The sequence below is a fragment of the Shewanella sp. 1CM18E genome (genome assembly GCF_023161665.1).
Lineage (GTDB): Bacteria > Pseudomonadota > Gammaproteobacteria > Enterobacterales > Shewanellaceae > Shewanella.
The window spans coordinates 261,690-275,041 of record NZ_JALNTW010000003.1; the positions used below are offsets into that span (position 1 = coordinate 261,690).

At 43.0% G+C, this 13,352-nt stretch carries 10 protein-coding genes; 4 read left to right on the forward strand and 6 right to left on the reverse strand.

Annotated elements, in window-relative coordinates; translation table 11 throughout:
• Positions 1–16 precede the first annotated feature (16 nt).
• Complete coding sequence (locus MSG37_RS06695) at positions 17–3,649, reverse strand: Ig-like domain-containing protein (protein ID WP_248469805.1); 3,633 nt, start codon at positions 3,647–3,649, stop codon at positions 17–19.
• A gap of 666 nt (positions 3,650–4,315) precedes the next feature.
• Positions 4,316–4,813, reverse strand: coding sequence for a tyrosine-protein phosphatase (locus MSG37_RS06700; protein WP_248469806.1), 498 nt, complete (start codon positions 4,811–4,813; stop codon positions 4,316–4,318).
• Between the two features lie 305 nt (positions 4,814–5,118).
• Between MSG37_RS06700 and MSG37_RS06705 the strand changes: the two genes are divergently transcribed.
• Positions 5,119–6,378, forward strand: coding sequence for a DUF1963 domain-containing protein (locus tag MSG37_RS06705; protein WP_248469807.1), 1,260 nt, complete (start codon positions 5,119–5,121; stop codon positions 6,376–6,378).
• A 60-nt stretch (positions 6,379–6,438) separates the two neighbouring features.
• Positions 6,439–6,858: a hypothetical protein gene (locus MSG37_RS06710; protein ID WP_248469808.1), complete on the forward strand. Its 420-nt coding sequence runs from the start codon at positions 6,439–6,441 to the stop codon at positions 6,856–6,858.
• 43 nt (positions 6,859–6,901) lie between these two features.
• Here MSG37_RS06710 and MSG37_RS06715 read toward each other — a convergent pair whose 3' ends face one another.
• The gene (locus MSG37_RS06715; RefSeq protein WP_248469809.1) at positions 6,902–7,201 is read right to left on the reverse strand and encodes a hypothetical protein; all 300 of its coding nucleotides are present in this window, start codon (positions 7,199–7,201) and stop codon (positions 6,902–6,904) included.
• 298 nt (positions 7,202–7,499) lie between these two features.
• On the opposite strand from MSG37_RS06715, the gene MSG37_RS06720 reads away from it, so the two are divergent.
• Positions 7,500–8,909 carry an endonuclease/exonuclease/phosphatase family protein gene (locus tag MSG37_RS06720; protein ID WP_248469810.1) on the forward strand — a complete coding sequence of 470 codons (1,410 nt, stop codon included), beginning with the start codon at positions 7,500–7,502 and terminating at the stop codon, positions 8,907–8,909.
• Between the two features lie 82 nt (positions 8,910–8,991).
• Here MSG37_RS06720 and MSG37_RS06725 read toward each other — a convergent pair whose 3' ends face one another.
• On the reverse strand, positions 8,992–9,558 hold the full coding sequence (locus tag MSG37_RS06725) for a hypothetical protein (RefSeq protein ID WP_248469811.1): 567 nt from the start codon (positions 9,556–9,558) through the stop codon (positions 8,992–8,994).
• 131 nt (positions 9,559–9,689) lie between these two features.
• On the reverse strand, positions 9,690–10,124 hold the full coding sequence (locus MSG37_RS06730) for a cytidine/deoxycytidylate deaminase family protein (RefSeq protein WP_248469812.1): 435 nt from the start codon (positions 10,122–10,124) through the stop codon (positions 9,690–9,692).
• 282 nt (positions 10,125–10,406) lie between these two features.
• On the opposite strand from MSG37_RS06730, the gene MSG37_RS06735 reads away from it, so the two are divergent.
• A complete protein-coding gene (locus MSG37_RS06735; protein WP_248469813.1) occupies positions 10,407–11,513 on the forward strand; it encodes a M20/M25/M40 family metallo-hydrolase in 1,107 nt (368 codons plus the stop codon).
• A gap of 70 nt (positions 11,514–11,583) precedes the next feature.
• Here MSG37_RS06735 and nhaD read toward each other — a convergent pair whose 3' ends face one another.
• On the reverse strand, positions 11,584–13,011 hold the full coding sequence (gene nhaD, locus MSG37_RS06740; protein WP_248469814.1) for a sodium:proton antiporter NhaD: 1,428 nt from the start codon (positions 13,009–13,011) through the stop codon (positions 11,584–11,586).
• Between the last annotated feature and the right edge of the window lie 341 nt (positions 13,012–13,352).

The window sequence follows — 13,352 nt, forward strand, 5'->3', positions numbered from 1 at the left end:
AGTTAGCGTTTAAGGCTTATTGCGGCGTTAACCCTAGCTGCTCTAGTACCAGCTTAAAGTTCTCGCGGCGCTCTTTAACGTTGTGCACATCACCGGTTGAGCAGGTTAAGTCAGGACAACCACGGTTAACAATACCAGACACATCATCAATGAATTGTGTGCCTTTCATGCCACCTTCAACATACTTTTTCAGTTCGTTGTGGTAGTTCCAGTTACCATATTGGCCGCTTTCATCCGGGTAAGCTTGTACTGACGTTACCCAGTAGAATAGACCTGCAATCCACTTGATCTCGCGGTTCTCTTCAGAGCTACAAATTAACCCTGGGTTTGAACAGAAATCTAGCTCAGCATATAGCGGATTTGCTGGTGGCGCTTCAACCGTAACACCATCAATGGTTTGGCCAACAGTTGCTGGGTCAACGTGTGAACGACCTAAGTAGTGGTTTAGGGTTCCGAAGTTTTGGCGACCAGTGGTTTGAATCACACCACGGCCCCACCAACCACAGCCTTCAACGCTTTCTTGGCTGCTGCCGTCCCAAATAAACTTACCGGCTTTTTGGTCGACGTAGGTTTTACAGTCGTCACGCTCCCACACTTGCTTAGAGGTATCAACTGCTGTTGGTACATCATTACAGTGACCGTTGTTAGTCCAACGACCCACGCTACCGTTAACCAGTAAACCACGCTCTTCAAGTACAGCGTTTGGCGCGGCGAATACAGGCGCTGGCGCACCGTACCACTTGGCATGGGTTAACGCGCTCACTTCCATCTTGTTATCACGTGGACAAGAGTAAGCATGATCTAGACCTGACTCTGGGTTAACACCGTAATCAGCATATTTTTGCCCAAGCTGACCACAACTTGCTGTCATTGGGTAATCGGCTGGTGCACCGTACTTGATTTCAGACCAGTTGTTCTCATCACAAGCATTGTAGCGAATGGTTTCTTGCATACTTTGCGCTAAGAAGGCGGCAATAGCGACTTTGGCGTATTTGATGTTAGTGGCATCATCTGCATTTTCATCAAGTAACCAGAACTTATTACCTGCCACGCCGATGTTATGCATGGCATTTAGACCATCCATAAAGTCTGCCCACTTATAAACGGTAGATGGTACCCACTGTGATTGCGGTGTTTCGTACAAAAATGCAGTGTTGTTCATCGCATCTTCTGCATCCGCTAACTCACGGTTTAGTGCTTCAATCACCGTTAGGTTGCCGCTTTCTGTGGTTTCACCCACATAGTACAAAGGCATTTTGGCAGCTTGGTATTGCTCGATTTTGCTATTTAACTGTTCTGAGTCTTGGTCAAACAAAATGGCAAATACGTTGCTAAAGGCTGCTTTACGAAGCTGTGGCTTACTTGTGTGGTTGCCCATAAAGTAGTTTGCCGCTTGCGTTGTTGGGAGCTGCGCTAGCATCGCTGGGGTGTTAATAAAGTCAGTGACTTGCTTAACGTACTCTAGCGCGTTGTGCCATTGCTCACTTGATAACGCGGCTGTTGCGTCAGATTTAGTGAAAGCAACAAAGTCGGCTTTGTTGGCTGCATCAGCTTGGTATAGTTCAAGTTTATTGAGTAAGTCTGCAGTAAATACTGAGGCTTCATCCCAAACTGATTGGCGACCAGAGTGAGTATCGAAAGCAAAATCACCAATGGTTAATGACCAACCGTAACTTGCTTGCGGTGCAAGGGTCGCAATAATTAACTGATGCGCTTGCGCCCAACCTGTTAGATCGTTGCTCAGCGCGTTAATATCATCAAGATCAATACTATTGCCAGTAATATCCATCGCCTTGATTAGCGCATCTTTCACTGCAATAGTGCTCGTTGCTAGCGCGGTATCTTGAGTGGCTTTATCAAGCACATTACTGCTGATAATGATTGATGCAGAGTCAACCTGTGTAGCCTGCTCCATGATTGACACAAAGCTAGCTGTTAGCTGGTTCACATCAGTCAGTTCAGCGCTGTTGCTGGTCTCTAGCGTCAATGTTACAGGAGCTGCAGTTGATGGGCTTGCTACCACTAAGGTATTTGGCCAGCCAGCCACTTCAAGGCGTACAGGATCCATTGGGGTTGGCAATGAAAGCAGAGGCGCAGTGCCAGGCTCGGTGCCATCACAATTTAGGTGTAGCGCCCATGAGCTATCGCTGCCAGGTAGGGTTTGCGTCCAGTAAATTGCCGAGTAAGCGATGTTGTTATGCACCATAATGTCGCCACCGGTTGCATGGTCGCCACGAGTCCAGTCTGGGTAAACATTAAAGTCAGCACACAATCCACCCGGTGGGGTTACTGGCGGGTCGATAATCTCTTCTTCAATGGTGATATTTACATTGCTTGTGGCAGAAAGACCTTCAGCATCTGTGGCGATCGCTTTTAAGGTAACACCACCTACTAGTGTCGGCTGCCAATCACAGCTAAATACTTGGCTGTTGGCCGCATCGAATGAACAGATTTGTTGGTTATTAGCCTTAACAACCAGTTTGCTTAAGTCATCATCAACGTCGGTTGCGTTAACTGAAATGGCAACAGTCTCTGTATCATTAAAGCTTGTGCCATTGCTTGGGGTGATGAACTTAACCACAGGTGCTGTGAACTCTTCTTCCGCTTCAATAGCAATGTTTACCGTTACGCTTGAAGACAGACCTTCAGCATCGGTAGCAATGGCTTTTAGGCTAACATTACCTGCTTGAGTCGGCTGCCAGTTACAGGCATAAGTCGCTGCATTGGTCGCGTTAAACGAACAAATTTGTGCGTTATTGGCTTTAATCACCAGTTTCGTTAAATCGTCATCAACATCGGTGGCATTAACTGCAATAGCAACGGTGTCTGTTTCATTAAAGATGGCACCATTATTAGGAGTCATGAATCTCACTGCAGGTGCAGTAAAATCTTCTTGCGTCTCATCTTTTACTGTTACAACAACAGATTGCTGTTCGATTTTTTGGTTATTTTTATCGAATACAAATACCTTAACCGTAGCGCTGCCTGCAGCAGTCGGTGTCCAGCTTTGTGAGTACATGTTCTGGCTTGGATTAACGGCTTTTTGCGATAGTTTTTGGTTGTTAGCCCAAAACTCGACTTTAGCTGCTAATTCACCAACAACCTTGGCTTGGATTGTTGTTGCTGTATCTAGGCTTAGTACTTGGCCTGCAACTGGCGACAGAATAGCTAGCTCGGTTGGCTCAGGATCTGGCTCGCCCGGCTCGCTTGAACACTCAGTTAACTGCCAAAACCATGAATCTGCGCTTGGGGTTTCCCATACGCCTGGATTGTTTTTAGCAATAAAGCACTGGTTAGCATAAGAGACGATATCGCCGTTGTTAACTTTAGTTTTGCCTGGAATGAAAGCGATGATCTCACCCGGTTCTGGTTCAGGATCGGGTTCTGGCTCTGGATCTGGTGCAGGCTCGCCCGAGCATTCGCTGGCATCCCAAAACCATGAGCCTGCTTGTGGTGATTCCCAAACGCCAGGGCTGTTTTTGGCGATAAAGCATTCGCCATTAAAGGCAACCATATCGCCATTTTGAACTTTTGTTTCTCCCGGAACAAAAGTGATAACACTCGATGTTAGCGTTGCCTCAGCGGCATATAAATAGCCACTGAACATTACGCTAGTTAAAGCGACAGTTATTTTATTTATTTTTATCAAGATTTAGATCTTCTTTTATTCATTTATCGCTGCAGATAAACGGACTAATTATTCAAGAGATGCGTTATAGGTGGGCTGCAAATTGATTAGCTCATAACCAACACACTCTGTTATCGATTAAAAATGTGTTACCTATAGCGCTAAAGACATAATTAAGGACGCTGGATAATTCGCCATGTGAATAGCTAATATAGGAAACACATTCCCGGCGAAGATATCAGGTAGATGCTTGTAATACACTCAGTTTTTAATGCCTTTAAGCTCAATAGAATAAATAAGAATCAGTTGCTAGTGGTTTAGTTAAGTTATTGACTTAAGTCGGAATTTTGACTTTGTTGTGGCGGGTAAGGCTCGGTTGTTATGATGAGGGGAGAGATGATGTATTGACTTATGCTTGTATGCAAGGGAGATGTTTATAAATAGCGCATATTAGCAATGAAAGTTTTATTAACTGTCGGTTTTAAAGTGGTTTTTAAAACGCTAATTTAATAAAACATTAAGTATTTAAACAAATGAATCGCCTAGTAAAGAGGCTTTATTCTGGGTGATTTTGAGCCTTAAGCATCATTGCTATTTAATACATCAATTCATTTATCTTAGGGTTATATTGAGTCAAAAAGAGGGCAGGCATCTTATGGCCAGCATAAGATGCCTATAAAACGGAATCTAGCTAATAGCATAATGCTTAGCAAGATACTCAATATGCGCTGGCACGACTAATGCCTTTGGGCGCAAAGCTTGTATCTGCGACTTAACATCTGCCCATGCAGCGCCTTGCTCTAACATTAGGATTGCAGCGACCAAACCTGTGCGGCCAGAGCCTCCGCGGCAATGAATAGCAACTGTATTTTTGTCTGCAATCAGCGCTAAAATTTGTTGCTTAGCATTGGCAAAAGCGGCGTCGAAATCAGCTGCGGGTGCGCAATCATCTTCAATCGGCAATGCAAACCAACTAAGCCCTTGAGCTTGGATCTCATCCCCCAGTTTTGGCACATCGAGCTTAATCATTTCTTCTGGTGTAACCGTTGAAATCACGGCGACCGCCCCAGCTTGCTTTAAGGTTGATACTGACTGGGTTAAGTCTGCATCTTTAGTTCCCGGGCAAGGAGTAAATATTAAGCTAGCGCCATTATCTAGTGTTAAAAGATCATATGGATGAGACATAAAAATTCCTTCGCATAGTCAGTGTATTTTTGTTTAAGTCACTCAGTGTAATTTTAGATTAGCACTTTGTTCAAGAGCAGTATCAAGATCAGTTATTAAGGCCAATTATCAAGGAGAGTAAACAGAGGCAGTTCGTTTACTTAACTCACAGAGCGAGCTAATCAGGTATTTGCTTGGTTTAGATTGAGATCTAATTACAAACCTATATTAATTAAGAGTATTATTTATCAAAATAAGTGCTCTGACCGCTAATGGTGCAAGTAATTAACGCTGGTATGGGGCTTAAGTCAGCGCAAAGGGGAGTTATGTTGAAAGAGTGGTTTTGGCTGTTTAAGAAAATAAAAACCGATGAGCAGTTCTTTGAACATCAGCAAGCATTACAAAATTTGCTCGCTGACGGACAAGATCTCCATGAACGAGACCCTAAAGGCCGCAGTGCGTTAGAGTATATTTTTGCTAAAGCATTCCCAAGTTATGCCATTGTTTTGTGGCTACTTAAGCAACCAGAATTTAAGGCTGAAAAGGAAGCGAGTCTTTACCCTTACGATGTTGATTTAGCCCAAGGCTGTTTTCAGCTGACTAAAGCCAATAACATGATGGATAAACTGGATGAGTTAATGCCGACAAAGTTATGCGATCTTACTGACCTTGCCGAAAAGCAACGCTTAGCTCAGCCCTACCTATTATTGTTAGAAAAGTTTGAAGCTGCTGGCTTAACCAATCAATTTCAATCGAGTTGTGCTGACTATAAAGCGGCGTTTATGACTAAACAGCAAAGCCTACAGCAGCTGCAACGATTAGAAGATGAATTAGAAACCCAATTTGGCGAGCTCTGCGTTGGTTTTAATATGCTTGCTGGTGAGGACTATAATGAGTTTCAAAGTCGTATTGCGGGCTCGCCTTGGCTTCCAGAACTTGATTCTGCGATAGAAAGCCAAAATCTACAGGCTTTAAAAGTCATAAGCGCCGATAGCAGTCTTAAGTTAGCGTTTCAAATAAATTTTGCTGAGCTAAAAGGGTTAAATCCTGCTTTGCCAAGTAATGGCTTGTTGCAGGTTTTTATTGCAGAGCCTGAAGATGGTGAAGAACCTGTTGGTCGCTGTGAGGCAATTTTCTGGACTGAAGCGGATATGCCGTCCGCTAACTGGCAACAGCATTTAGATAAAGCCTTAGCGACTGACTGCATAGCACCATCAGGTTTTGATGTGAGTTTTCGTAAAGCGGGCGTTTATCCCATTTGTTGGCAACCTTATAAACAATTACCTGAAAGTGAAGCTCAAATTAGGCTGGCGATTGAAAATATAGACTCAAATATTGATGCTGAGATCTACGATAACTTGCAATATGACCATGGTTTGATGCCTAGAGTTGCAGAGCTTACCCAGTTAGTGTTTAAGCAAGATGGCAGTTTTGCAGAAGAGCCATATTTACCTAAAAATCATATTGCGATTTTAAGTTATCTCTACTGTGATTCTGGTAGCTGTATATACAGCATTCCGCTAGATGCTCTGAATGGCGACAATACTGATTGGCGCCAACTTACGTATACTTATTGCCACGATTAAATCTATCGCAAGCATAGACTCACGATAGTTTTGTAGCCTCATTCAAAGTACAAGGTAGATATGCAGCAAGAATTTCCTATTACGATTACAGCGGATGGTAATTTTTCAAAGTCACTTAAACCGCTCCTTGCAGAGCTTGAGTTATGGCTTAACTTTCAGGCGCTAAAAGCTGATTGGTATGGCAATGAAGCGTGTATCTTAGCGTTCAATTTTACCTTGGTGAGAAGTCTAGATGAGACATTAGCTACTAGTTTGCAAGAGGCTGCTTACAGTGCTGAGAGAGCTGGGAGTCTAAATAGTTGGGTGGTTGAGCCGGGGTATGCTTATTACTTTGAGCAAAGCCGCCTCACGACAACAGCTTTTATTGCTGTTGACGATTTAGTTAAAGACGGCATTGGTATCGAGCAGGCAATTAAAGCAAGACTGCTTGCCGTTGCTAATGCTGTTGCGGCTGATTATGACTTGTTGGCGTTAACCTAGAGCGTTATTTTCTCGCAATATTTGGCAAGTCTATATCCAACTATTAACGCTTTTGGCTTTGCTTAAGTTGAGCGATTTCGGCACTGCTTAGCAGCGGTTCTGGAGCCACTAACATGTTGCTTGGGCATGCATACTCATTGTCTAAAAGTTTATCAAATACTTGAAAGTGGCTACCAGAGACGGTTTGATATTGACAGATAAGTAGGTTGCCATCAGCTTTTGATTTTACCAAGTTTGCGGTAACCGCGGTATTTGCTGAGGCGTATACATTGCTAGTAGAGATAAGCAATGTCAAAGCAATAGTGGTTAGTGCTTTTGCTGGTGTTTTGATTGGTTGCATCATTTGTTGCCTCTACTTAAATCATCCTAATCTGACAATTAATATAAAGACAGTATGCTGTACTGAAACTTAACCATTTGTGAACACTAAATAACCCAAAACGTAGATTGTCTATCTAACTCCTTGGTTGTTATAAATTTGTTTGAACTTGTTTGATCTTGGTTGTGAGTTGTAACCATTTATGTCGATGGTCACAAAAAGGCATGACAGCGCTTTCTTTTCTTATACGCCTGTATAGACTCCGCTTTAAGCTCAAATCAATTGAGCTAAATATAATAAATAATTAAAAGATGGGTCATATATGAAACTACTAAAAACTGCTGCAGCTTTGGCTGTTGGTGTTGCACTTCTTACCGGTTGTAATGATGACGATGTAAAGTATGTAGACCATACTGAAGTTAAAATTGCTACTTACAATCTATCTTTCGATCGTAATACATTTGAAGACTTAGTTGCTGAAATGGCACTGACTTCTGCACAGCAAGCTACGTTAGTTGAGGCTTACCTTGCAGATAAAGATGCAATGGCATCAGCAGATAAAACAACAGCTGAAAAAGTGATTCAAATCCGTAACGTAGCAGCGATTATCCAAAAGACTCGCCCAGACGTATTAATGATGGGTGAATACAACAACGATGGTACTGGTGAAGATTTAACAGCACTTAAAGGCTTCCAAACAAACTACCTGTCAGTTGCACAAAGTCTTGATGGTGCTGGCGGTGAAGCTAACCTAGAACCAATCGAATACCCATTCGCTGAAAGCTATGGCACTAACACTGGCCGCTTAAGTGGCTTTGATTTGAACAATGACGGCTATGTAGCAAAAAAGGAAGATGTTAATTCTTTCAATTATGCTAATGATTCTTGGGGCTTTGGTAAGTACCACGGTCAATATGCTTTTGCATTAATGTCTAAGTATGAAATTGATACTAAGAACACCCGTACTTTCCAAGACTTTAAGTGGAAAGATCTTGAAGGTGCTACGATCCCTACAATCACTAATTGTGAAGATCCAAAGAACCCTATTCCTGATGGTATGACATGTGGTGAAGAGTGGTATACGGCAGCAGAGTGGGAGGAGATGACACTTTCTTCTAAAAACCACGTTGACGCACCTATCTTGGTACCGACTAAGGATGGTACTGAAACTATTCACATCTTAATGTCTCACCCAACACCACCAGTATTTGATACCGGTAAAAACTTGGTGCAGAATGCTGCTGAAGTTGAGTTCTGGCACCGCTATGTGACCAATGCACAAGAATTTTACGATGACTCAGGCAAAACTGGCGCGCTTACAGAGGGTGCACACTTTGTTATTGTTGGCGATCAAAACCTTGATGCGGCAACAGGTGCAGGTGACGGCCTAACAGGAGTGATGGCTGCGTTGCATGCTGACCCTGTAGTTAATCAAAACGTGACTAACGGCAACTTGTACCCAACAAGTTATGGTGCTGCGGAGTATGCTGTAGAAGGTAGCCCTAATCATCCATACCCGAATCGTATTACAGCAGAGTTCGGAAGTGGTGGTATTACTGCTGACCACGCGATTCCTTCAGCATCGCTAAACATTGTCGATTCAGGTGTTTACTGGCAAGCAACTTATGAAGAAGGTCGCAAGCTATTTAATGACGATCGCATTGGTAAATATGGTACTGGCAAAGATATATCTTCAGACCACCGCATGGTTTGGGTTAAAGCGCAGTTTTAATTAATCGTTTGTCTCAAAGCAGCAAGCCCTGTTATTAACGGGGCTTTTTTGTTGCAGAATAAAGAACTGGTGACAGATAGGGTTAGCCAAATTCGTTATAGCCATCAGCTGCAATAAACTCTATTCCCTTTGGTTGGTGCTGCATAATTGCGTCGACAATACTTTTATGGAAAAACAATTTATCCTTCCAGCCGATATCACGAAAAATAAGTCGTTGTTGCAGTGGTATTTGTTTTAACAGATTTTGATTTAATACTAACTTGTTCATTCCTGAAATAAACTCACCGCCATTGAACTCATCATAAAAGTCGAATTCACTTTGTTGGCGCTCGATAGCTTTTATCTCGTTTTCAAATTGTAGCATCTGATAAATATGCTCGCCTTGATCAAACAATTTTATCTGAACCCAATTGGTGCCGTAGATATCGTTAAGTTTTAGTTGTTGGAATAAGGGCTGCTTAATGCTCAGCCCTGGTACTAAAAAGATATCTGCGAGTTGATGTACATCGTCACCAGTAAATTTTACGATTAACGGTACAGGCTCTGCCGGGTGAGTAAATATATTGGTAGGGACTGCGTCTGAGAACTCATCCGGAAAGTCATAAAACGGAATATTCATGTTCTCAACGGCAAAAAAGTATTCACTCATTATCATGTTCCTACAAGCATTTTAGGTTTAGCTTACTGCTATCTTAAGGCTGTTGATTGATATGTTTAATTGAGATAGTAAACAAAAGGACACCAATAGGTATCCTTTTGCTTTTTTGCTAGTGATAGCGGTTAGTCAGCAGTCATCCAATCGACTTTTACGCCTGCTTGGGCAAACATATCTTCGCTGATCTTTATCTTATCGCCCCAGCGTGATTGAAAGCCTTCGCTTGGCATTGGGCTATGCACTGTACTTAAACCAGTTTGAATGATTTTGGCAGCGCAGTTAGGGCAAGGGAAGTGGGTAACCCAGATCTCACAGCCACTTAAATCGCGCTTAGCGTAAAGAATGGCATTTTCTTCAGCGTGCAGCGTTTTAAGTAATTTCATCTCTCGATTATCGGTTTCGGCGCTATCAGATACGCCATGGGGATAGCCATTAAAACCCAAAGAAACTATGCGGTTGTTTTCAGTGATCACTGCACCCACTTGGGTTGATGGATCTTTACTCCAAGATGCAACGAGCTCAGCCATCTGTAAAAAACGTGTTGCCCACTTTGTCATCATCTCACTGAACTCCTATATCGATACGATTGAATAAACTGCTCTAACACTTGGTTATTTTCTATGTAGCGCAGCGATAAATCAACAGGATAGTAGACGGATCCGCTGTAAAGCTAACTTTTCTCAAATAAAAGAGCCAACAAGTGATGAAGTTGGGCAAATTAAAAGAGCAAATAGGTTCTAAATCATAAAATCCGTTATTCGAGCATTTCTTTGATATACACCAGCGATCTTGGCGATGAGTTGGGTTTATGATTCGACATCATTTCGTTAAAAAGAATTCAGATGACAAATATCAATCAACAAAGACTCGTTGAACATTTTATCTCACTGGTCAAAATCGACAGCGAATCAGGCAATGAAAAAGCGGTAGCAGAAGCGCTCACAGAGCAGCTTGGTCAGTTAGGCTTTGAAGTGACAAAGCTGGCAGTTCCCGGTGGGATCACCAATGGCTTTAATATTTACGCCAAGTTACAAGGCGAGCTTGATGACAGTATTGCTTTCAGTAGCCATATGGACACGGTAACCCCAGGGATTGGCATTGAGCCTGTAATTGAAGACGGTATTATCCGCTCAAAAGGCGATACCATATTAGGCGGCGATGACAAATCTGGTATTGCAGCGGTAATGGAAGCGGTGCGTAGTATTCAAGAGAGCGGTAAAGCCCATAAAACCCTTGAAGTGGCGTTTACTGTGTATGAAGAGCGCGGCATGCACGGCGCTAAAAATTTCGACATCAGTAAGATTGAGTCAAGCCAAGCTATTGTACTCGATTCTGGCGGCCCTATTGGCACTATTATCACGACTGCGCCGGGTCAGCAGAGCTTAAAAGTCACCATTAAAGGCAAACCTGCTCATGCGGGATTAGAGCCAGAAGCTGGCGTTAATGCTTTAACCGTTGCTGCTGATGCGATAAGCAAGATGCAACTTAGTCGAATCGATGCTGAAACTACTGCTAACATTGGTGTGGTACAAGGTGGTCAGGCGACCAACATTGTGATGCCTGAGCTGTATATTGAGGCAGAAGCTCGCTCACTTAATGATGATAAGTTAGCCAAGCAAGTTGAGCATATGGTTTCGACTTTTGAAACTGCGGCTGCAGCACACGGTGCTAGCGTTGAGATTGACTCTACTCGCTCTTACAATGCTTATCAAATCTTGGATGACGATGCACATGTGCTAGAAGTTAAAGCGACATTTGCCGCAATCGGCATTGATGCAATGACTAAATCTACTGGTGGTGGCTCAGACGCTAATATCTTCAACGCCAATGGCTTAAAGACAGTTAACTTGTCGACAGGTATGGCTAAAGTACACACCACAGATGAGTATATTGCGGTTGCAGATTTAGTGGCGATTACCGAGTTTGTGCACTGCTATCTAACGCGTTAATTTTTATCTAATAGCAGGAAAAAGCTCGGCTTAGGCCGAGCTTATGTTTATATCATTTTAGTCTTAACGCTTAGAACAGGTGACCATTAAGCCATAGGTGGCAAGCAATACTTGCGGCATAACCAAGGGCAATAACTGGCATCCATTTGAGATGGCCAAAGAAGGTGTATTTACCGTGAGCTGCGCCCATAAGTGCCACACCTGCGGCTGAACCGATAGATAACATACTGCCGCCCACTCCTGCGGTTAAGGTCACTAGCAGCCAGTTACCTAGGCTGAGTTCTGGTTGCATGGTTAATACTGCAAACATCACTGGAATATTATCGACAATGGCCGAGAGTATGCCGACCATCACATTGGCCCAGACTGGGTCCCACTGGTTGTACATTACATCTGACACCATGCCTAAGTAACCCAATAAACTTAAGCCGCCAACACACATTACTACGCCGTAGAAAAACAATAAGGTGTCCCACTCTGCGTGTGATACACGCTTAAATACGTCAAATGGAACCACTGAGCCTAAGCGTTTAAGTGCCGCTTCATCTTTATTGGCCATAGCAACGGCTTTCTTTTTCTCAAGTGAGCGTGGCAGAGTTTTACGTAGGTAGAAGCCAAAGAACTGCAAATAGCCTAAGCCCATCATCATGCCGATAACCGGTGGGAAGTGAACTAATGCGTGGAAGCTAACCGCGGTTGCGATAGTGAAAATAAACAGCGCAACAATGCGCTTGGCACCGCGTTTAAGCTCAACCTTTTCATTGGCGCAATTAGGTTTAGTTTTTGGTACAAAGAACGACATGATAACCGCAGGAATAATGTAGTTAACCAGCGATGGAATAAGCAGATCACTAAACTCAATAAAGCTTACTAGGCCTGCTTGCCACACCATTAGGGTAGTGATATCGCCAAATGGGCTAAATGCGCCACCTGCATTGGCTGCAACAACGATATTAATACAGGCGATATTAATAAATTTTAAATTATCACCGCCGACTTTCATTACCACGGCGCACATTAGCAGGGCGGTAGTAAGATTGTCCGCGATAGGGGAGATCACAAAAGAGAGAAAACCCGTTAGCCAAAACAGGGTTCGAAAATTAAAACCTTTACTGACCATCCAAGCTTGCAAACTATCAAATAGGCGACGTTCTTCCATCGCGCTGATATAAGTCATTGCGACTAACAAGAACAGTAATAGCTCTGAATACTCTAGCAAGTTATGCTCTAAAGCTTGTTTAGCGACTTCTATCTGGCCTTGTTGCTGGTATGCAAAGCCTATCATGAGCCAGATAATGCCGGCTGCTAACAGTACAGGTTTCGATTTACGCAGCTGTAAATACTCTTCTCCCATCACCAAGCAGTAAGCCAGAAAGAATATAATTAATGCTGCATAGCCTACGCCAGATTGGGTTAGATCTAATCCGGCCTCACTGGCAAAGGCTGGCGTTGCCAACCCCCAGGATAATATGGCTAATATTAAGTGACTGACTTTCATGTGACGACTAGGCTCCTTGCGGCATAGAGGAATGTTCAACCTATACATCAGGACTTCAACAGAGCTTGCAAAGAACGTAATGTTAAGTGTTGGTTTTAAAATTGTTGCGCATTCTAGCGTGAATGAAGAGAACAATACAGGTGAATGCTGTATTTGTAGTTAGGACTTTAGTGGATAACTTAGTTTGAACAGTTATCTACTCGTAGGTTAAAAAGACAGTTAGTTGAGATTGGCAAATAATGGCTTGAAGTCGCTTGGAATTTAAAATTGCAGAAAAGCGGGGGCATTTTAGGTTGGCGCGGTGAGGATGTAATACCAATCAGTATAAGAATTTGATCAAC

Coding starts and splice junctions, on each gene's coding strand:
- MSG37_RS06710 (WP_248469808.1), top strand. CDS start 6,439: ATGCAGCAAGAATTTCCTATTACGATTACAGCGGATGGTAATTTTTCA.
- MSG37_RS06735 (WP_248469813.1), top strand. CDS start 10,407: ATGACAAATATCAATCAACAAAGACTCGTTGAACATTTTATCTCACTG.
- MSG37_RS06715 (WP_248469809.1), bottom strand. CDS start 7,201: ATGATGCAACCAATCAAAACACCAGCAAAAGCACTAACCACTATTGCT.
- MSG37_RS06725 (WP_248469811.1), bottom strand. CDS start 9,558: ATGAGTGAATACTTTTTTGCCGTTGAGAACATGAATATTCCGTTTTAT.
- MSG37_RS06730 (WP_248469812.1), bottom strand. CDS start 10,124: ATGATGACAAAGTGGGCAACACGTTTTTTACAGATGGCTGAGCTCGTT.
- MSG37_RS06700 (WP_248469806.1), bottom strand. CDS start 4,813: ATGTCTCATCCATATGATCTTTTAACACTAGATAATGGCGCTAGCTTA.
- MSG37_RS06705 (WP_248469807.1), top strand. CDS start 5,119: ATGTTGAAAGAGTGGTTTTGGCTGTTTAAGAAAATAAAAACCGATGAG.
- MSG37_RS06720 (WP_248469810.1), top strand. CDS start 7,500: ATGAAACTACTAAAAACTGCTGCAGCTTTGGCTGTTGGTGTTGCACTT.
- nhaD (WP_248469814.1), bottom strand. CDS start 13,011: ATGAAAGTCAGTCACTTAATATTAGCCATATTATCCTGGGGGTTGGCA.